The sequence below is a fragment of the Catenuloplanes sp. NPDC051500 genome (genome assembly GCF_044454585.1).
Classification (GTDB): Bacteria; Actinomycetota; Actinomycetes; order Mycobacteriales; family Micromonosporaceae; genus Catenuloplanes.
The window spans coordinates 227,231-245,296 of sequence record NZ_JBITDX010000011.1 but is presented as its reverse complement, the minus strand read 5'-3'; the positions used below and the strand labels follow the sequence as shown (position 1 = coordinate 245,296).

Annotated in this window: 17 protein-coding genes and 1 pseudogene; 8 read left to right on the top strand and 10 right to left on the bottom strand. The window is 73.6% G+C overall.

What is annotated here, in order from left to right; translation table 11 throughout:
* Both ACIA8K_RS23600 and ACIA8K_RS23595 read left to right on the top strand, forming a co-directional pair.
* Nucleotides 1-840, top strand: a pseudogene (locus tag ACIA8K_RS23600) (sulfurtransferase); the annotation flags it as partial.
* Entirely contained in the window at nucleotides 829-1,170 is a 342-nt protein-coding gene (locus tag ACIA8K_RS23595) for a rhodanese-like domain-containing protein (protein WP_396062741.1), read from the top strand. The pseudogene ACIA8K_RS23600 and the gene ACIA8K_RS23595, both read left to right, overlap by 12 nt.
* 73 nt (nucleotides 1,171-1,243) lie before the next feature.
* On the opposite strand, the gene ACIA8K_RS23590 is transcribed toward ACIA8K_RS23595, so the two are convergent.
* Genes ACIA8K_RS23590 through ACIA8K_RS23575 form a run of 4 tightly spaced genes read right to left on the bottom strand, consistent with a single transcriptional unit; the run spans nucleotide 1,244 to nucleotide 4,211 of the window.
* Nucleotides 1,244-1,837 (bottom strand): hypothetical protein, encoded by a 594-nt coding sequence (locus ACIA8K_RS23590; protein WP_396062665.1) that lies wholly within the window; start codon nucleotides 1,835-1,837, stop codon nucleotides 1,244-1,246.
* Nucleotides 1,834-2,361 (bottom strand): RNA polymerase sigma factor, encoded by a 528-nt coding sequence (locus tag ACIA8K_RS23585; protein WP_396062663.1) that lies wholly within the window; start codon nucleotides 2,359-2,361, stop codon nucleotides 1,834-1,836. The genes ACIA8K_RS23590 and ACIA8K_RS23585 overlap by 4 nt, the downstream gene beginning before the upstream one ends.
* Before the next feature lie 6 nt (nucleotides 2,362-2,367).
* A complete protein-coding gene (locus ACIA8K_RS23580; RefSeq protein ID WP_396062661.1) occupies nucleotides 2,368-3,450 on the bottom strand; it encodes a Gfo/Idh/MocA family protein in 1,083 nt (360 codons plus the stop codon).
* Nucleotides 3,447-4,211 (bottom strand): ThuA domain-containing protein, encoded by a 765-nt coding sequence (locus ACIA8K_RS23575; protein ID WP_396062659.1) that lies wholly within the window; start codon nucleotides 4,209-4,211, stop codon nucleotides 3,447-3,449. Before ACIA8K_RS23575 ends, ACIA8K_RS23580 begins: the two co-directional genes overlap by 4 nt.
* Nucleotides 4,212-4,284: 73 nt before the next feature.
* Between ACIA8K_RS23575 and ACIA8K_RS23570 the strand changes: the two genes are divergently transcribed.
* From ACIA8K_RS23570 to ACIA8K_RS23555, 4 genes are all read left to right on the top strand, one after another.
* Entirely contained in the window at nucleotides 4,285-4,884 is a 600-nt protein-coding gene (locus ACIA8K_RS23570; protein ID WP_396062657.1) for a M23 family metallopeptidase, read from the top strand.
* A 151-nt stretch (nucleotides 4,885-5,035) separates the two neighbouring features.
* On the top strand, nucleotides 5,036-5,437 hold the full coding sequence (locus tag ACIA8K_RS23565; protein WP_396062655.1) for an SRPBCC family protein: 402 nt from the start codon (nucleotides 5,036-5,038) through the stop codon (nucleotides 5,435-5,437).
* 15 nt (nucleotides 5,438-5,452) lie between these two features.
* Nucleotides 5,453-5,914 carry a 2'-5' RNA ligase family protein gene (locus tag ACIA8K_RS23560; RefSeq protein WP_396062653.1) on the top strand — a complete coding sequence of 154 codons (462 nt, stop codon included), beginning with the start codon at nucleotides 5,453-5,455 and terminating at the stop codon, nucleotides 5,912-5,914.
* A 67-nt stretch (nucleotides 5,915-5,981) separates the two neighbouring features.
* The gene (locus tag ACIA8K_RS23555; protein WP_396062651.1) at nucleotides 5,982-6,878 is read left to right on the top strand and encodes an NADP-dependent oxidoreductase; all 897 of its coding nucleotides are present in this window, start codon (nucleotides 5,982-5,984) and stop codon (nucleotides 6,876-6,878) included.
* Between the two features lie 281 nt (nucleotides 6,879-7,159).
* On the opposite strand, the gene ACIA8K_RS23550 is transcribed toward ACIA8K_RS23555, so the two are convergent.
* The 4 genes from ACIA8K_RS23550 to ACIA8K_RS23535 are packed head-to-tail and all read right to left on the bottom strand — an operon-like array spanning nucleotide 7,160 to nucleotide 12,480.
* Nucleotides 7,160-8,596: a diguanylate cyclase gene (locus ACIA8K_RS23550; RefSeq protein WP_396062649.1), complete on the bottom strand. Its 1,437-nt coding sequence runs from the start codon at nucleotides 8,594-8,596 to the stop codon at nucleotides 7,160-7,162.
* 37 nt (nucleotides 8,597-8,633) lie between these two features.
* Nucleotides 8,634-10,508: a DUF3488 and transglutaminase-like domain-containing protein gene (locus tag ACIA8K_RS23545; protein WP_396062647.1), complete on the bottom strand. Its 1,875-nt coding sequence runs from the start codon at nucleotides 10,506-10,508 to the stop codon at nucleotides 8,634-8,636.
* A 5-nt stretch (nucleotides 10,509-10,513) separates the two neighbouring features.
* Nucleotides 10,514-11,530 (bottom strand): DUF58 domain-containing protein, encoded by a 1,017-nt coding sequence (locus ACIA8K_RS23540; RefSeq protein WP_396062645.1) that lies wholly within the window; start codon nucleotides 11,528-11,530, stop codon nucleotides 10,514-10,516.
* On the bottom strand, nucleotides 11,527-12,480 hold the full coding sequence (locus ACIA8K_RS23535) for an AAA family ATPase (protein WP_396062643.1): 954 nt from the start codon (nucleotides 12,478-12,480) through the stop codon (nucleotides 11,527-11,529). Before ACIA8K_RS23535 ends, ACIA8K_RS23540 begins: the two co-directional genes overlap by 4 nt.
* 222 nt (nucleotides 12,481-12,702) lie before the next feature.
* On the opposite strand from ACIA8K_RS23535, the gene ACIA8K_RS23530 reads away from it, so the two are divergent.
* Nucleotides 12,703-14,385: a hypothetical protein gene (locus tag ACIA8K_RS23530; RefSeq protein ID WP_396062641.1), complete on the top strand. Its 1,683-nt coding sequence runs from the start codon at nucleotides 12,703-12,705 to the stop codon at nucleotides 14,383-14,385.
* An 18-nt stretch (nucleotides 14,386-14,403) separates the two neighbouring features.
* Nucleotides 14,404-14,937: a hypothetical protein gene (locus ACIA8K_RS23525; RefSeq protein ID WP_396062639.1), complete on the top strand. Its 534-nt coding sequence runs from the start codon at nucleotides 14,404-14,406 to the stop codon at nucleotides 14,935-14,937.
* A 21-nt stretch (nucleotides 14,938-14,958) separates the two neighbouring features.
* Here the strand turns inward: ACIA8K_RS23525 and ACIA8K_RS23520 are convergent, their stop codons facing one another.
* Together ACIA8K_RS23520 and ACIA8K_RS23515 are read right to left on the bottom strand one after the other, a co-directional pair.
* Entirely contained in the window at nucleotides 14,959-17,640 is a 2,682-nt protein-coding gene (locus tag ACIA8K_RS23520; RefSeq protein ID WP_396062637.1) for a CHAT domain-containing protein, read from the bottom strand.
* The gene (locus ACIA8K_RS23515) at nucleotides 17,637-17,969 is read right to left on the bottom strand and encodes a hypothetical protein (RefSeq protein WP_396062635.1); all 333 of its coding nucleotides are present in this window, start codon (nucleotides 17,967-17,969) and stop codon (nucleotides 17,637-17,639) included. Before ACIA8K_RS23515 ends, ACIA8K_RS23520 begins: the two co-directional genes overlap by 4 nt.
* Nucleotides 17,970-18,066: the final 97 nt, after the last annotated feature.

Below are 18,066 nucleotides of genomic sequence, written 5' to 3'. Positions count from 1 at the left end.
ATGACAGTCCTCCTCACCGCCGCCGACCTCGCCGGCCGGCAGGGCGTGCGGCTGCTCGACGTCCGCTGGCGGCTCGGCGGCCCGCCCGGCCGCGACGGATACCGGGCCGGGCACATCCCCGGCGCTGTCTACGCGGACCTGGACACCGAGCTGGCCGCGCCCGCGGCGGACGGGCTCGGCCGCCATCCGCTGCCGTCAGTGGAGGCGCTTCAGGCCGCAGCGCGCGGCTGGGGCATCAACGACGGCGACACGGTCGTGGCCTACGACGACAACGGCAACCTCGCGGCCGCGCGCGCCTGGTGGCTGCTGCGCTGGGCCGGGATCGCCGACGTGCACCTGCTCGACGGCGGGCTCGCCGCCTGGAACGCGGCAGGCCTCCCGCTTGCCACAGGCGACGAGCGGCCCCCGCCCGGCGACGTCACGCTCACCTCGGGCCGGGCGCCGTCCACCGGGCCGGACGGCGCGGCCGCGATCGTCGCCGGTGGCGGGCTGCTGCTCGACGCGCGGGCGGCCGAGCGCTACCGCGGCGAGGTCGCGTCCGTCGACCCGAAGCCGGGCCACATCCCCGGCGCGGTAAGCGCCCCCACAAGCAACAACCTCAATCCCGACGGTACGTTCCGGAGCCCCGCGGACCTGGCCGCCCGATTCGCCGCACTCGGCGCCGAACCCGGTAGGGAGGTCGGCGTCTACTGCGGCTCCGGCGTCACCGCCGCGCACGAGATCGCCGCGCTCACCATCGCCGGCCTGCCCGGCGCCGTCCTGTACCCCGGCTCGTGGTCCCAGTGGGCCACGCTGCCCGGTCGCCCGATCGCCACCGGAGGAGAACCCGTGACCACACCCGAACTCATCACCGCCGACGACGCCGGAAAGCGCGTGGCAGGCGGCGCGCTGCTCGTGGACGTGCGCAGCGCACCCCGCCGGGCCGCGGACGGCGCCATCCCCGGCGCGGTGATCGCCGACCGCAACGACCTGAAGGCGGTGTTCGGCCTGGTGGCGGTGGACACGCCGATCGTGGTGGTGTGCGGCTCCGTCGACGGGTCCCGGCCGGTGGCGGAGGCGTTGTCCGCGGACGGCTACTCGGACGTCGCGCACGTGGACGGCGGCTTCGCGCAGTGGCGGGACGCCGGCCTGCCGGTCACCGACGCGCCTGCGGAACAGCCGAAGGGCTGAGCCGCGGACTGCCGCAGGCGGAGAGCTCCCCGCCTGCGGCTGTGACCGCGTGGAAGCCACGTCGATACGGCCCCTAGAACGCGGTCTCGAACATCTCGCGCAGGCCCGGGGTCGCCGCCTCGCCGCTGTAGCCGCAGATCAGCATCGCGCCCTCGGACGAGGACACCAGGTACTCCCGGCCGGTCTCGAAGCCGCCGGACCCGAGCAGCTGCTCGGAGGCGCCGCTTGTCTGCGCGATCTCCACCTGGCCGGCCGCCGCGCCCCGGAACACCTCGCTCACCCGCACCGACACCACGTCACCGGTCACCTCGGTGACCGTGCCGGCGAACGCGAAGTCAGCCCGCTCGGCAAGCGTCGCCGCGGTCGGTTCGACACACTTCGCGCGTACCCCCGTGGCGGTGATCGTGATTATTTCGGCGGCCGGGCCCGCCGCGGTAAGCGTGTCGGTCGAGTCGCCGGGGCGCACCAGCAGCCACCCCGCGACGCCGACGACGACGAGCACCACCGCGGCCGCGGCCACAAGCAGCACCGGCACGCCGGTCTTCTCCTCGGTACGGGACATCGTTTCCTCCATGAGCCGGTCGATCGTGCCGGGAGGAAGGGGTGACAGCCCCGCCGCCGGGTCCGCGCCCCGCAGTCGCGCGCGCAGATCGTCGTCGTCGGTCATCGCCGTCCCCCTTCTCCCGGCTGTTCATGTCCGGCGGCGGCGCCGGCCTTTCCGAGTTCGTCGCGGAGCTTCTGTCTGGCCCGGTGCAGGCGGATCGAGACCGCGTTCGGGGAGACGGACAGCACCACCGCGATCTGGGCCGGCGTCAGGTCCTCCCACGCCGACAGCCGTAGCAGCTCGGCGTCCTCGGCGCGAAGCCGGGACAGTGCGGCGGCCAGGTCCTCATCAGGCAGCGCGGGTGCGGGTGCCACGGCCGCGGGCGGGTCGAGCACGGCGATCCGGGCCGCCAGCCGCAGACGGCGGCGGCCGGCGCGTTCCGCGTTCGCCAGGCAGTGCCGGGCCACGCCGTACGCCCAGGGCAGGTGCTCGTCCGGCACGTCGGCGATGCGCCGCCAGCAGATCAGCAGCGTCTCGGAGAGCACGTCGTCCGCGGTGGCCGGATCGGTGCGCCGGGCCAGGTAGCGGCGCACGGCCCCGATGACCTCCGGGGCCAGCGCCTCGAATCGGGCCGCGTTAGGGTCCACAGCGGTTCATGTCCGGCCGTGGGCCGGATCTTTCAGCGCGTCCCGCACCGAGGTCCACGAGTGCAGTGCGTCGCGGACGTCGGCGCGCCGTTCGTCGGCTATCGCCTGTGCGTAGGCGCGTTCGAGCACGTCGTCGATGTGCACGCGGGTGCCGGTGGACGCGGACTGCACGGCGGCCTCGACCATGACCAGGCTCATCACGTTCTCGTGGACCTCGCCCATCGGTACGACACCGGTGCGCAGCGCGGACGTGAACGCGCGCAGCGCACCGGCGATCTCGTGGCCGGGGTCCGCCACCGGTGCGGTGGGCAGGCCCGGTTCCATGACCGGCGGGTCGTCGCCGTTCCAGACCGCGGCGCCGTGTTCGGCGGAGAGCCGCCAGGCACCGTTCCACGACGTCTCCAGGCCCGGCGCGCACCAGCTGCCGGTGTAGACGTAGCGGACGCCGCCGGTCATCTCGAACATGGCGGTGGCGGCCGCGTCGCCGGCGTACCAGCTCCAGGCCGGGTTGTGCTCCTCGCAGTAGACCGAGACCGGCTCCGCGCCGAGCAGGAACCGGGCGGTGTCGAACGGGTGGATCGCCATGTCGAGAAGCAGCGGGTGGTCCATCGCGTCGCGGAACCCGCCGAACCGCGGCGCCTTGAAGAACTCGGTGGTCAGCTGGCCGGCGCGGCCGAGCGCACGGGCCTGTTCGCGAAGCGCCCACAGCTGCGGGTTGTACCGCCGGGACTGGCTCACCATGAACAGCTCGCCGGTGACCTCCGCGGCCGCGGCCAGGGACAACGCCTGAGCGACGGTCTCCGCGACGGGTTTCTCGCCGAGCACCGGGAGACCTGCGAAGAGCGCCTCGGTGGTGACCGGGTGGTGCGCGGCGGGGACCGTGACGTTGATGATCGCGTCCGCGCGGATCTGCCGGGCCAGCTCGATGCCGTCGGCGGACACCGGGTAGTCGCCCCCGGCCGCGTCCTCGGCCGCGTGGATGTCGATGTCGGCTACGCCGACACAGGAGACCTCAGGATCGGCTTCGACGGTACGCAGCCAGGCGCGGCCCATCGCACCCGCGCCGATGATGACGACACTCAGGGTCACAGCGCGCCGCCGTACCCGTGGCCGGTGAAGAAGTCGTTAGTTTCGTAGCGCAGCAGCGTGGGAGTGGTCCGCTCCGGGCGCACAGTCACCGCCCACTCCACAGCGTTCGCGATCACCTTTCGCACATCTTTATGGTGATATGTCGGGAAATCCTGGTCGCCGGGGCGGAAGTAGAAGATCTTGCCGTGGCCGCGCTTGAACGTGAGCCCGGACCGGAACACCTCGCCGCCGGTGAACGAGGAGATGAAGACCAGCTCGTCCGGCGCGGGGATGTCGAAGAACTCGCCGTACATCTCGTCCTCGTCGATGATCAGCGGATGCGGCACGCCGCGCGCGATCGGGTGCGTCGGATCCACGGTCCAGATCACCTCCCGGTCGTGCTCGGACCGCCAGCGCAGCGTGCACGTCGTACCCATCAGCTTCATGAAGATCTTGGACCAGTGCCCGGAGTGAAGCACGATCAGGCCCATGCCGGCCAGCACATGCCTGTGCACCCGCTCGACGACCTCGTCCGCGACGTCCCCGTGCGCGGCGTGCCCCCACCAGGTCAGCACGTCCGTCTCCCGAAGCACCTCCTCGGTCAGCCCGTGCTCCGGCTGCTCGAGCGTGGCCGTGCGCACGATCACCCCGTCGCCCAGGTTCTCCTCGACGCCCTGCGCGACAGCGCCGTGCATGCCGTCCGGATAACGGGCCGCGACCTCGGGTTCGCGCTGCTCATGGACGTTCTCGCCCCACACGGTGACACGGATCGGTCGGCTCACGGAAACTCCCTCGATCGTTTCGCTCACCCTGCCATGTTCGCCGCCGGTGGTCTTCACCTGGCACGATCGGACGGTGATAGCCACTCGTGTCCGCCTGTTCCTGTCCATCGCGGTGGTGCTTGCTCTGGCCGGCGCGATGGCGGTGTTCGCCGAGCAGCGGATGCGTCCGCCAGGCCCGCGCCCCGCGTTTCAGCTGCCGGTGGCCTGCGACGAGACGTGGCGGCTGAGCACCTACCCCGGCCACGGTGACTACGACGTCGACCTCTACCCGACGTCAGGCGAGACCTACGGCCGGCCGATCCTCGCGGCCGCGGCCGGCACCGTGGTCCGGGCCGGCACGAGCGGGCGACTCGGCGATCGCAACCCGGACAACCCGGACGGCGAGATGGGCCGCGGCGGCGGCTACTGGGTCAGGATCGACCACGGCGGCAAGTGGTCCACGCTCTACCTGCACATGCTCGAGGAGCCGATGGTCACCGAGGGCCAGCACGTCGAGATGGGCGACCAGCTCGGCAAGGTCGGCAGCACCGGCGACTCCAGCGCCCCCCACCTGCACTTCGAACAGCTCCGCGACGGCGACAAGGTCGAGTCGTACTTCGGCGGCGCCCCGTCCGGCATCACCCACGACAACGAGGAGTACGCGGTCAGGCTGACGAGCGCGAACTGCCCCTGAGTGGCACGGACCTGGGAGACGCCGTCCGAGACTGATTCGTACGGTGTCGGCATGGAATCCCCTCAGCCCGCGCCCCTCACCCTCACCTGGTCCCGGGCCACCCTCGACCGCCTCGGCGACTGACCGGCCACCGGCGTGATCTGCTGAGGCCATGCGCCATGCGATGACAGTGACCGGCCCTCACCCCGCCGACGACGTGTGGGACCGCTACCTGCGACCGGCCCGATGGCCGGAGTGGGCGCCGCAGATCCGGTCCGTGGACTGCGACGCCGAGCGGATCGCGCCGGGCGTCGACGGCGTCGTGCACGGGCCGCCCGGCGTGCGGGTCAGCTTCCGGATCACCGCCGTCGACCCGCACGGCCCGCTCCGGTCCTGGTCCTGGTCGGTGACCGCGGCCGGCGTGCGGATGCGCCTGCACCACACCGTCGAGGCCACCCCGGCCGGCACGCGTACCGGCCTGGAGACGCACGGCCCCGCCCCCGTCGTGCTGCTCTACACGCCTGTGGCACGCCTGGCCCTGCACCGCCTGGTCCACGGCCGGACCGGGCGGTAGCGCAGCGTGCACACCGTGGAGCTGCTGCCCGACGCCGCGCTCGACAGTACCGTCCGCGCGCTGTGGGACCGGCTGCACGCGGCAGGCCTGCGCAGCCTCGCCACCCACACGCACCCGACGAACCGGCCGCACGTCACGCTTGTCGGTGCGTCCACGCTCACCTGCCTGCCGCCGCTCGGCCTGCCGGTCCCGGTGGCGCTGGGGGAGGCGGTGCTGCTCGGCCGGGCGCTGGTCCTGACGGTGTCGCCGTCGCCGGAGCTGTCCTCGCTTCACGCCCGCGTGTGGGAGGCGGTCGGCTCGGAGAACCCGCTGCACGCGCCGGACCGCTGGCGGCCGCACGTGAGCCTCGCGCTGAACCTGCCCCCGGAGCAGCGCGAACCGGCGCTCGCGTTGCTGTCCGCGCTGCCCCGGGCGGCCGGCCTGCTTGTGGAGGCGCGCAGCTACGACTCCGCGCGCCGCACTGTGACCGGCATCTGAGGCATCACCTGCGGATCCCTCTCAGATCGGGCCGTGCCGCCGAGAACCCGATCTAGCGTCTACCGGCATGAGAGCAGTTCAATTCGACGGGTACGGCCCGCCGTCCGTCGTGCACGTCGCCGAGGTCGAGGAGCCGCACGCGGGCCCGGGCACGATCCGCATCGCGGTGCGCGCGTCCGGGCTGTCGGCAGGCGAGGTCCGGCTCCGGTCCGGCGCGCTGCGCGAGACAATGCCGGTCCCGTTGCCGTTCCGGTGCGGCTTCGACTCCGCGGGCGTGGTGGATGAGATCGGCTCCGGCGTCACCGGCGTGCGGCTCGGCGACCCGGTCTTCGGCTGGACGTCCGGCCGGGGCGCGAACGCCGACCACACGGTGCTTGACGTGTGGGCGCCCGTGCCACCGGACTGGAGCTGGGCCGAGGCGGGCGGTGCCGCCGGGAGCGTCGAGACGGCCGTCCGGGTGCTCGACCGGCTCGGCGTGGGCGCGGGGCAGACCGTGCTCATCCAGGGGGCGGCCGGTGCGACCGGCACGGTAGCGGTGCAGATGGCGGTCGCCCGCGGCGCCACTGTGATCGGCACCGCCGGCGAACACAACCACGACTTCCTGCGCACGCTCGGCGCCCAGCCGGTGTCCTACGGCCTGGGCCTGCGCGATCGCATCCGTGGGCCGGTCGACGCGGTCGTCGACTGTGCCGGCGGCGCGCTGCCGGATCTGATCGCGATCGCGGGCGACCCGGCCCGCGTGATCACCATCGCCGACCTGACCGCTGCCGCGCACGGCGTCCACCTGTCCAGCGGCGCCACCGACCCGCTCGCGGCCCACGCGCTCGACCTCGCTGTCGGCCTGGCCGCCGAGGGCCGTCTCCGGATCCCGGTCGCAGCCGAGTTTCCGCTTGCCGAGGCCGCCGCGGCCCACGTGCTGAGCGAGACCCGCCACGCCCGCGGCAAGATCGTGCTGATGCACTGAGCACGCTGCGGCGTTGTCCCGGCCACCTACCGGCCCGCGGAGGCGAGTGGGCCTGACCACCATGGGAGGGGCAGGGGTTTTCCCGGTACCCACGGTCCCGTGGCCCGTGGGAGTGCGGGCCACCGCGGGGCGGGGCAGGGGTCCTTCCGACCACCCACGCGTCCGTAGCCCGCGGGAGTGCGGACCACCGCGGGATCGGGGCAGGGGTTGTCCCGGCCGCCCACGGGCCCGCGGCCCGCGGGAGCGTGCGGGCCGGACCACCGCGGGAGCGGGAAAATGATCTAGGTCAGTCTGTGGCTCATCGCCAGTCGGCCCTTGCCGGCGGCCTTCGCCTTGTAGAGGGCCGCGTCGGCGTCGCTGAGCATCATGCCGAGCGTGGCGTGGCCGGTGGGCTCGTAGGCGAGGCCGAGGCTGATCCCGACCCGGCCCTTGGCGGCGACCGCCTCGATGATGCGTTCGCCGAGGGCGGCGGCGGTGCGCAGCGGGGGTGCGGGGTGCAGCACGACGGCGAACTCGTCGCCGCCGAGGCGCGCGGCGACCTGACCGGCCGGGATCGTGGTGGTGAGCGCGGCCGCGACCTCGACGAGCACCTCGTCGCCGGCGGCGTGGCCGAAACGGTCGTTGATCTGCTTGAAGCCGTCCAGGTCGAGGATCATCAGCGCGACAGGTGCGCCGTCGCGGCCCCAGGCGGCGGCACTTTCGTAGAGGTAGGTGCGGTTGGTCAGGCCGGTCAGGTGGTCGTGGGTGGCCTGGTACTGCAGTTCCGCGCGTTTCTCGTCGACCTCGGCCAGCAGCCGGCTGTTGCTGCGCAGCGTCAGGAACTGCCGGAGCAGCATCAGCCCGAACAGTACTGTCATCGCGGTGAACACGGTCTGGTCGAAGCGCCTGCTGACCGCGACCGAGAAGGCGCAGAGCACCGGCAGGTACGGCAGCCCGGCCCGCAGCCCGGTCGGTGCGCCACTCCACGGCGGCACGTCCGTCGGCATCGGGAACCAGGTCATCGCGAGCAGCAGGAATGTGGCGAGCGCGGTCATCGCGGCGGTCGCGGAGAGGTCGGAGGCCTTTCCGTGGATGACGAGCGCGCAGTAGGTCGCCGTCATCGCGCTGAACAGGCCGGCCGAGCACGCGAGCATCGTGAACGCGTTGGTGCCCTCGGTGCGCTGCCGGGCCAGCAGCACAAGCGCGGTCGCGAGCGTCGCGATCTGCACACAGATGATCAGGGCGATGAGCGTGGTGAAGGACCGGCCCAGCTCCTTCTCCGCCGGGCGGAGCAGGTAGGCCCAGGCGAGTACGAACAGCGCGGCAGCGGCCATCGCGCCGTCCAGCACCATCCGCAGCTGCTCCCGCCACGGTAGCGACGCGCTCGGCCCGACAAGCAGGCCGATCAGGACAAGTGCCGCGGCCGCGGCGCCAAGCAGCATCTCCGGCCGCATCAGATCCGCTTGCGCCGCGGGTGGCTCCCCGGCCACGGCCGTGCGCAGGCACAGCGCGGCGCCCGGCAGCCAGCCCAGCATCGCCGTCGCGACGATCGCCCAGGCGAGCCGCTCCCGCCCTCGTGCGTGGGCGGCCCGCTTCCCGAGCGCCCACAGCGCGGCGGTGGTCACGAGCACGGTAAGCGCGTTGACCGGTACCAGCAGCGGCCGCGCGAACCCGGTCACGATCAGCGCCACCTGCAGCACCACGCCGAGTCCGGCCGCCGCCAGGAGGCGCGCCTTCATACCGCCACTGATCGGCCGGTCCGGGCGGGATGTGAGGTTAACGCCGTCCGCGCAGGGCGTGGCGCACGGCGGCGGCCTCGTGCCAGGCGCGTCCGGCGTCCCGGCGGGCGATCGAGAGGTGCGGGGCGTAGAGCGCCCGGTCGGCGAGCGCGGTGAGCGCGGCACCGGGCGCGCCGGCGCCGAGTCGCACGGTGAGCGCGGCCTGCACGTCCCGGGGCGTGAGCGTGTCAGCCGGCCGGGGTGGGACGGCCACGAGGTCGCGGGTGTCGTGGAAGGCCCGCAGCACGCGGGTCGCGGGCGTGCCGAACGGCCTCCGGCGCCAGGCCCGGCGGATCATCCGGCGGCAGAGCAGGCCGGCGAGCGCAACCGCCACGATCAGGAGGACCTGCGGAGACCACGGCTCCGGCCGCTTCCTGGGTGCGAGGGGCGGTGACGACGGCGATCCGGGGACAGCGGCGGCCGGCGGGGGCGGAGGCGGCGGCGCCTGAGCCTCGGGCGTGACCGGCGACGGTGCGGGGTCGTAGCGCACCCAGCCCGCCCGGTCGTACCGCAGCTCGACCCACACCCGCACGTCCGCACCCCGCACGACGCGCTCCCCGGCGGCAGGCTGAAAACCCACGACCAGCCGCGAGGGTACGCCCCGCAGGCGCATCGCCAGCGCGAACGCGGCCGCGAACTGCACGCCCGTACCACTGCCACGGGGGGCGAGCAGCGCCCGCAGCGCGGGGACACCCGCGGAGACCGGCGCGCCGGCCACGTTCCGCCGCCCGGAGCGCAGTGCCGCGACGACCGTGTCCGGATCGCGGCCGGCGGTGAGCGCCCACAGGTCGCCGTCGAGTTCAGCGGGGACCGCGAGCGGGCCGTCGGCCGGATCGCCGTACGGTGCGGCCGGCGCCACGGCCACCACAGACGCCACCCGGTACGTGGTCCCGGGCGTCAGCGGCCCGGCCGTGACCAGCGTCCCGTCCTCGGGGTCGACCGCGTCGACAGGCGGCCCGATGCGGACCGGCCGGTCCACCGCGGGCAGGTAGGGCCCGTCCAGCCCGGTGATGCGCAGCAGGTGGCTCACCGCGTCCGGCGGGACCGGCCCGTCGTGCGGCGGCACACCCAGCCCGGCCGGGGTGAACCGGGCGCCGGAGGCCCAGGTCTCCCCGTCGTACCGGTCGAGGACCGCAAGCCGCCAGGCCGCCGCGTCCGGCCCTTCCTCGACTGTGAACAGGTCCCGGTCCGGCGCGGCGAGCCAGCCGGCCACCCGGTCGAGCAGGTCGGTGCCGGCGACCAGGCGTTCCCGCACGGCGAACCGGTCCCGCAGGTCGACCGCGTGACCGGGTACGCCGGCCGGCAGCCAGAGCAGCGGTGTGGCGGCGACCGCGACCGCGGACAGGGCGGCGGCCGTGCCCCGCGCTCCGGGCCGGACGAGCCGGGCGGCGCCGCGGACGGTGAGCAGCGCGAGGGCGGCGAACCCGAGCAACGCCGGCCCGCGCTGGTTGGCGTCCGGCCCGGCCGTGACCAGCCCGAAGGCGGCGACCGCGGCGGACGGGAGCAGTGCGGCCAGGCTCCCCGGCCGGGTCCGCGCGATCAGGGCCCCGCCGGTGGCCGCGAGCCCGGTCAGCAGCGCGGGAACGGCGAGCAGATCCGGTGGCAGCGGCAGCGTGAGCCGCAGGAGGCGGCCCACGTCGCCCGGCAGTGTCGCCGGGTGCGCCGCGAGCAGCACCGCGACCAGGAGCGGGGCGGGCACGGTGAGTGGGACGCGTACCCACGGCGGCAGGCGGCGCGGCGGCAGCGCCAGCGCACCTGCCGCGGCGGCGAGCGCCACGATCACCGTGACCCGGCTTCCGGCGTCGAACGCGGCCGCGAACGTCAGCCCGGCCGCGGCCGCCGCCGTCCCGGAGCCGACGCGATCGGCGATCACCCAGCTCACCGGTCGGCCCAGCGGTGCCACGCGTCACGGGCGGCGGCGAGGTCCGGGACCGGGACGACCGGGCCGCCGGGGCCGCCGGTCGCGCCCACCGCGAACACCAGCCGCGCGCAGGTGCTCAGTCGTGGCGCCCGCGCCGGTACCGCGGTGATCACCACGGCCGCGCCGGGGACGGCGGTCACCGGCACCGGGGCGGGGCGCAGCGTGGTGAGCAACTCCTCGGCGTCGCCCGGCGTGTGCGCGATGCCGGCCCGGCCGAGGATCGCCAGCCGGCCGCCCGCCCAGGCAAGCGAACAGGCCAGGTCCACAGCGGTCTCGAAGGCGGCCGGGTCCACCGCGTACGGGTCGAGCACCACCACCAGGTCGTCCACGAGCGACGGCGTGAACTGGCGGACGTAGAGCACGTCGTCGTCAGGCGCGCGGGCGGACGCGGCCCAGTCGATGTGCCGCACGTCGTCGCCCACCGCGTACTCGCGCACCCCGGCGAAGGCGACGCCCGTGCCCGCGCCGATCGGTGCCGGCCGCCCGTCGTCGACGTCGCTGAGCAGGTCCGGCGGCGGGCCGAGAGCGGTCCGGCGGGGTGTGGCCCGCACCCTGACCGGCGCGGCCTCGAACGGCAGCCGCCACCGCCACAGGCCGAGCGCGCCGACGTCCACGACCGAGGCCACGGTGATTGTGTGCCGGCCCCGGGCGAGCGGCGGCGAACTCCAGACGCCCTGGTCGCGTGCGGTGACCGCGACCAGCGCCGACTCCGATCCGTCGATCAGGAGTCGTACGCTTCCGGGCCCGGTCGAGGTCACCCGCACTGTCACCGGGTCGCCGCGCACCACGTCCGGACGGCCGGGGGCGAGCGTCAGCCGCAGCGGGCGGCGTCCGAGCGCCCGGAACGGCAGCCCCGCGATCAGCAGCGCCACGAGCACTGCCGCGGCGGCGAGCGCGGGCGGGTAGCCGTACGTGGCGTAGGCCGCGAACGCCGCCGCCGCCATGGCCGTCACCAGGAGTCCGTTGGCGGTCACGAGACGGGCACCGTGTCGAGGATGCGGCCGACCGCCTCCCGCTGTCCGGTCGCGACCGGCCGCCCGTCCCGGCCGTTGAGCACCAGCCGGTGCGCAAGCACGTCCGCCGCCACCGCGCGCACGTCGTCCGGCCGCAGGTACACGTCCTCGGCTCCGGTGATCCTGGCGAGTGCCTGGACCTTGGCGGCGGCGAGCAGGTCAAGGCTCGCGCGTGGGCTGGCGCCGAGCGCGATGTCCGGCGCGGTACGGGTCGCCTCGACGATCGCGCACACGTAGTCGTAGACCGCGTCCGAGACCGGTACGGCCCGGGCTGTCTCGATCATCACGCGCAGTCCTTCCGGTGTGATGCCGCCGTCCTCGGCCGGTCCGGGCCGCCGGCCGTGCCTGCGCAGCAGCTCACGGAGGGCGTCCCGGTCCGGGTAACCGAGCGTGATCCGCATCAGGAACCGGTCCAGCTGGGCCTCGGGCAGCGGATAGGTGCCGAGCGTCTCCTGTGGATTCTGGGTGCCGATCACCATGAACGGGTCCGGCAGCGGCGCGTCATGCCGGAACGTGGTCACCCGCCGCTCCTGCATCGCCTGCAGCAGCGCCGACTGGGTACGCGGCGCGCAGCGGTTGATCTCGTCGAACAGCACCACGTTCGCCACGATCGGGCCGTCGTGGAACGTGAACCCGCCGTGGTCCCGCTCGAACACCGAGACGCCGAGGATGTCGCCGGGCAGCAGGTCGGGAGTGCCCTGGATGCGCGTGCTGCGGCCGCCCCGGACCAGCCCGGCCAGCGCGGCCGCAAGCGTCGTCTTCCCCACGCCCGGTACGTCGTCGAGCAGCAGATGACCGCCCGCCAGCAGGCAGGTCACCGCGCGGCGCACCTGGTCCCGCTTGCCGAGAAGCGACTGCTCGACCTGTGCGGTGAGGACCTGGAAGTGCCGCACGAACTCGGTGAAGTGCATCCCGCCTCCGATGTCGTTGCCGGCTGAGGCCGCCGACGCTAGCCGCCCGGAAGCGGTAGGTGGTGGTCCAATCACGACAGGTCGGCTGATCGTCTTCCAAACAGGTCCCAACGACCGTCACCCGGGCACCTGAACCGCGCGCACCCCGGCCCGCTCGGACCTCTGATTTCGGCTGGGCACGGCCGTACAGTCCGGGTCAGTGAGGTTCAGTGAGGTGACGACATGACGTTGACCAGCGACATCCGGCGGTGGAGTCGGGCGCATGGCCCGCTCGCGGCGCTGACGCTGGCCCTGCCGGCCGCGCTCACCGTGACGGCGGGATGGCCCGGCGACAGTCCCGCACCGGCGCCCACCCGGGCGACGACGTGGCTGCCCGCCGCCGACCGGCTCGTCCAGGTGAACGGCCTGGTGCCCGAGACCGGCCCGCAGATCGTCGACTCCGTACCGTTCGACCGGATCGGGGCCGGCGTGCGCGTGCACCCGCTCGCCGGCGCGCTCGCCGTCCAGGCCGGACCGTCGCTGCACCTCGTCGACGTGCGTACCCATCGGCGCCGGCCCGGGACCGTGGCGCTGGCCGGCGCGACGGTCCTCACCGACGGCTCCCGCGTCCACCTGCTCCGCGACGGCCTCGTCACCTCGATCGACCCCACAGACCTGACAACCGCAGACCATTCCGTGGGTACGTTCGGGAGCGCCGTGACCTCGGCCGGAGCCCTCTACCTGGCCCACGGGGACGGCCGGGTCACCCGCGTCGACGCCGGCGGAGCCTCGCCGGTCCGTGGCGGTAGCGGGCCTCTGCTGCTCGCGGGCCTGCCGGGCGGCGCCGCCGGATACGACCCGTCCACAGGCGCGGTGATGATCGTGGACGGCCCGTCACCAGGCGGCCGGACCGCACTCCCTGCCGATGGTCGGGCGTTCGCGGCGGCGCCTGACGCGCGGGCGTTCGCGATCCTGCACGGCGGGGAGCTGCTTGTCGCGTTGCGGGGTGCCGTGCTGCGGCGGCCGGTGCCGTTCGGAGCGGGCACGCCGGTGGTGGGGGACGGATACGTCTGGGTGCCGGAGGAGACGGGAGCGCGGGTGCACGGCTACCGGATCGCCGAGGGCCTGCCGGAGCACGCGACGCTTGTCCTGAGCGACGGAAGTCCCGCGGACCTCGACGTGCGCCGCGAGGGCCGCATGATCTGGCTCGACGACGTGACAGGGCCGTATGCCTACGCGGTGACCGGCGGGGACGCGCGCCGGATCGTCAAGTACCGCGATCGGCCGACGCCCGCGCCCTCCGCGACGCCGTCTTCCGCGCCGCCGTCTTTGCTGCCCTCGTCTCCGCCGTCCGCGACGGCGGCGCCCACCGTGGGACCGCGCACCTCGCCGACCGAGCCGAGTCCGGCCGGTGCGCCGCCGAGCCGGTCGCCAACGCCGGCCGAACCGCCGACGGGTCGGCCTACGGGGCCGCCGACAGGTCCACCTACCGGGCCGCCCACGGGGCCGCCGTCCGGGCCTCCGGAACCGAGCGGTGATCCGCGTGAGGAGTGCGGCGGCTCCGACGCGGTCCTCGATGTGGACAGTCCCACGGGCGCGACCCCTGAGGTGTTCGTGCGGGTGTGCGTGGCGGCCGAGGGCGCCACCGAGTACTGGATCATGACGCAGAACTCCGCCGGCAACTGGTTCGCCAAACGCGGCGTCAGCGGCCGGGAACACCAGCGCACCTACGGCGTCGTCCTCCGGCACGGCTCGGCGGAACCCGGCACGTTCCGCGAGTTCGTCCTGGTCGCGGCCCACACCGCGGACGCGCGGGGGTGGCTCCGGGACAACGAGAACGCCGACCGGAACGGCACCCCGTTCCCCCGCGCAGACCTGCCCGGCGGCATCGACGAGATCTCCCCACGAGTGCCCACCACAGCCTGACCCGACCTGAGGAGTCACATGCGAACGTCCCGGATCGGCGCTGCCACCCTGCTGGCCGTACTCGCGGTCACCGGCTGCGGCGCGGCCGACGACACACCGGCCCCGCCCGTGTCCGCCCCACCCGCCTCGACCGCCGCGTCACCAACGGAGGGCGAGGCGACGCTCACCTTCCCGGTCGACGACGCCCAGGTGCGCCAGTGCGAGATCTTCCGCGGTACGTCCCGGCTGCCTGAGAACAAGACGCTCATCCTGGGCGTCCGCAACGTCGACAACGGCAGCCCTGAGCGCTACTTCCAGGCGGTCGAGGACTGGGAGTACCCGGACGACCTGGTGGAGTGGTCAGGCGCGCAGTGGTTCGGCTCCGGCGACAGCTCGGTCGGGCAGCGGTTCCGGGCCGAGGTGCTCGTCGTCGACCTGGCGCAGACGAAGAAGGCGATCCACGAGGCCGACAACAAGGGCTGGCACTCCCCGGACAACCCCGAGGGCGCGATCGTGGCCGCGCACATCACGCTCAAGCGGGTGGCCGGACCAGGCCCGGCCGACTGCGCCTGACCCGTGCTCACCGGGTCCGCGTCAGCAGGAGACCGCGGACCCGGTCTGATGCACCCGCACGTCGGCCGCGCGCCGCAGCCCCTCGATCTCGGTGTCGCTTGTCATGTTGCCCGAGTGCCACGCCGCCAGGATGCGTTCCCGGTCCCCGACCAGCACCAGGATGTCGAAGTCCTGCCAGAGCGACTGCCCGGCCGTCACCCGCGCCGACCACCGCGCCGGTGTCCCCGGCTTCTCCCAGTCCGCGATCCGGAAGAGGAAGTACGGCTCCCCGGGAAACCTGTCGTGCCGCCGCACCGCGATGAGGATCGTCTCGTTCGGCGCCAGCCCTTCCGCGGTACCGGCGACGTCGATGCACGCCTCGACGCCCGCGCCCGCGCGCGGTGACGTGATCGTGATGCCGGGAACCTGGGCGTCGCCCTGAGCCCACGGCGGATCCACTGTTCGCGCGGGGGCGGGCGCCTGGCTGGTCGTGGCCGCCACGGGTGTGGACGACGAGGGGGTGGGGGCGGCGCCGGCGTCACCGGCCCGCGAGATCGTCAGGTAGCCGCCGGTCAGCGCGAGAGCCAGCGCGACCCCGCCAAGCCCGAGCATCGTCACCGCCCGCCACGGCGGTCGCGGTGTACCGGTGGGACCGGGTGGACCGGGTGGACCGGGTGGATCGGGCAGCGGGTCCGGGTCCGAGTCCGGGTCCGGCTCCGGGTCCGGCGTAGACACCGGCTGCGGGTGCGGCGCGGGCACCGGGTCCGGGTCCAGGCCCGGCATCGACACCGAGCGCGGGCTCGGTGTCGGCGCAGAGCGCGAGTCTGGCTTCGGTGCCGGCACCGGCTCCGGGGGCGCGTCCGGTGTCGGCTGAGAGTGCGGCTCTGACTCCGGTTGCGGGTGCAGCCCCGGTCCTGGCCCTGGCGGCACGGTCGGGTCGAGGCGCGGCGGGGACTCCTGCGGTAGTGCCTGAAGCCCCGCCGTCAGTGGCCCAAGCTCGTACCGCTGGATCGTGGTGGTGCCGAGCCGCGCCTCGTCCGTGCGCGATCCGATCAGGACGAGCGTGCGCCCCTTGCGCAGATGCTCAAGCACCTGGCGGAACGTGTCCACGCCCGCTGGGTCGAGCCCGGTCAGCCCGTCCACGACGAGGAGATGCCGCTCGCTGCGCAGCCGATTCGCGACGCCGCCGAGCAGTGCGTTCCAGGTCGTCTCGTCACCCGTGCCGGGCAGGTCCGCGGCGATTCGCGCGACCATCGCCTGCGGTGTGAGGCCGGTCCCGTCGAACGAGAACCGGAAGACGCGGGAGACGAGGCCTGTGCGCTGCCACCACCAGGCGAGCAGGTCAAGGAAGGCGGACTTCCCCACGCCCGGCCCGCCGTGCACGATCAGCTCGTTGGGGGAGTCGCGGTCGAGCATCCGGCGTTCGACGGCGAGCACGTCGATGTCCCGGCCGAACACGTCCGGCTCCGGTCCGCCGCGGGTCTGCGCGTCGCGGAACGCCGAGCGCTCCGCCTCACCCATCTCGGCAAGCGCGACAGTGATCTCCTGCTGCTGGAACAGGACCGGAAGCATCCAGTCCTGCAGCTCCACCGTCCGATTGTGGATCGTGCGGTTCGGGTCGTGGAACAGCTCCCGCCGGGCTGCCTGCACCGCCTCGCGCGGGGTGTGGCCGTCCGCGAGGTGCTCGTAGAGAACCGGTACGGCGTGTTCGACGGCGGAGACGGTGACCGAGTAGGCCATGCCGACCGCCACCGGCACACCGGCCGCGGCCAGGCTCCGCGCCATCCCGTCGCCGTTCTCGGTCACCCGGGCGGACTGGCAGGCGTTCACCATCGCGATCGTCACCTTGTGCTCACGAAGCAGCGTGGCGACGGTCTTGGCCGGTACCGGATCGGCGACGCCGTCGTCCGCCGTCTCGAAGTAGAGGAAGGCCTGCTCGCCCTGGTAGCCGCGGAGCGTCCGCTGCGACGGTGCGAACCGGCCCTCGTCGATGCCGCGGCGCAACGCGGCGTAATCGAGCGTCTCGCCGTGCAGGTCGAAGTGGACGACCTGGTACCAGCCCTTCCGCCGGGCGCCGGCGGTCTGCTCCAGGTGCCGGCGCAACGCCGTCCAGGTGCCGGGGCGGGCGAGGTCGATCCGGACCGGGCGGGAGGCGTTCCACGAGGTGGCGATCAAGGTGCGCGAGATCGTCTGATAGTCGATGTCGTTCGCGCCGAACGGGCGGGCCGCGACCACGAGGATGTTTAGGCTCGGCCCCGGCGGCGGGAGCTGCCATTCGATCTCCTGAACGGTGTGCCTTTCCACGAACATGGTGAGCGCGAGCGGCGCGTCGTCCGCGGGATTGCGCAGCATCTCCCAGTGCAGCCGGTGAAAGGCCCCGGATCCGGAGATCTTCAGGACCCAGCGGTCCTGATCGCGTTCGCGGAGATCCTCGAACCAGCGGTACAGCGTGCCGTCGTTGACATCGCGCCCGAAGAGCTGAGCGAAGAGATTCGTGCCGTAATCGGTCATCGCCCGCTCGGCCGCGTCGCGTCGGTCCGCGCCGAAAAAGGGCAACGTCTGAAACTGTTCGAAATACCACGAGAACAATTGCCGCCGTGCCTCGTCGGCCGGGTCGACAATCGTGATCTCGTGGACGCGGGCGTGGCCGGTGAATTCCACAGTGGCCCGGAAGCCCGTGCTGGTTCTCGACCGTTCGGTGATGGTGATGGCCGGTTCCGTCATGACGTCGGCTCGTCCTCCTCCACCGTGATCATCTGGCGTCCGCCGTCGAGTTCCGACGCTCCCACGCGTACCCGCGAAGGGTTCGTCTGTGGTCTCTGCCTGCAGAGCAGGCGCACTGTGATCTCGAAGAGCGCGCTGCTGGCGAGGTTCACCGCGAGCGGGATCAGCACGACCTCGACCACGTCCGGCAGGTAGCTCTGCGACCGCAGCGTGACCGCGGACGGTGTCCCGGCCAGCGCGCCGGCCAGCTCGGGGGCCCGGGCCCAGGCCCGTGCCATCGCGGCGGTGTCCACACCGAGTCTGGGATCGAACAACAGCGTCAGCTCCACCGGTCCATCCTGTCCATCGCCCGACCCGCCCGGAATCGCCTGACGTGGTGGTGAATCGGTACGAAAGGCCGCCGCCGCCCGCCCGAACCGGTACGCC

Bases quoted from the DNA above. Each gene is read 5' to 3' on its own strand.
- ACIA8K_RS23590 (WP_396062665.1), bottom strand. From the start codon at position 1,837: ATGACCGACGACGACGATCTGCGCGCGCGACTGCGGGGCGCGGACCCG.
- ACIA8K_RS23565 (WP_396062655.1), top strand. From the start codon at position 5,036: ATGCGCCATGCGATGACAGTGACCGGCCCTCACCCCGCCGACGACGTG.
- ACIA8K_RS23555 (WP_396062651.1), top strand. From the start codon at position 5,982: ATGAGAGCAGTTCAATTCGACGGGTACGGCCCGCCGTCCGTCGTGCAC.
- ACIA8K_RS23550 (WP_396062649.1), bottom strand. From the start codon at position 8,596: ATGAAGGCGCGCCTCCTGGCGGCGGCCGGACTCGGCGTGGTGCTGCAG.
- ACIA8K_RS23535 (WP_396062643.1), bottom strand. From the start codon at position 12,480: ATGCACTTCACCGAGTTCGTGCGGCACTTCCAGGTCCTCACCGCACAG.
- ACIA8K_RS23530 (WP_396062641.1), top strand. From the start codon at position 12,703: ATGACGTTGACCAGCGACATCCGGCGGTGGAGTCGGGCGCATGGCCCG.
- ACIA8K_RS23525 (WP_396062639.1), top strand. From the start codon at position 14,404: ATGCGAACGTCCCGGATCGGCGCTGCCACCCTGCTGGCCGTACTCGCG.
- ACIA8K_RS23520 (WP_396062637.1), bottom strand. From the start codon at position 17,640: ATGACGGAACCGGCCATCACCATCACCGAACGGTCGAGAACCAGCACG.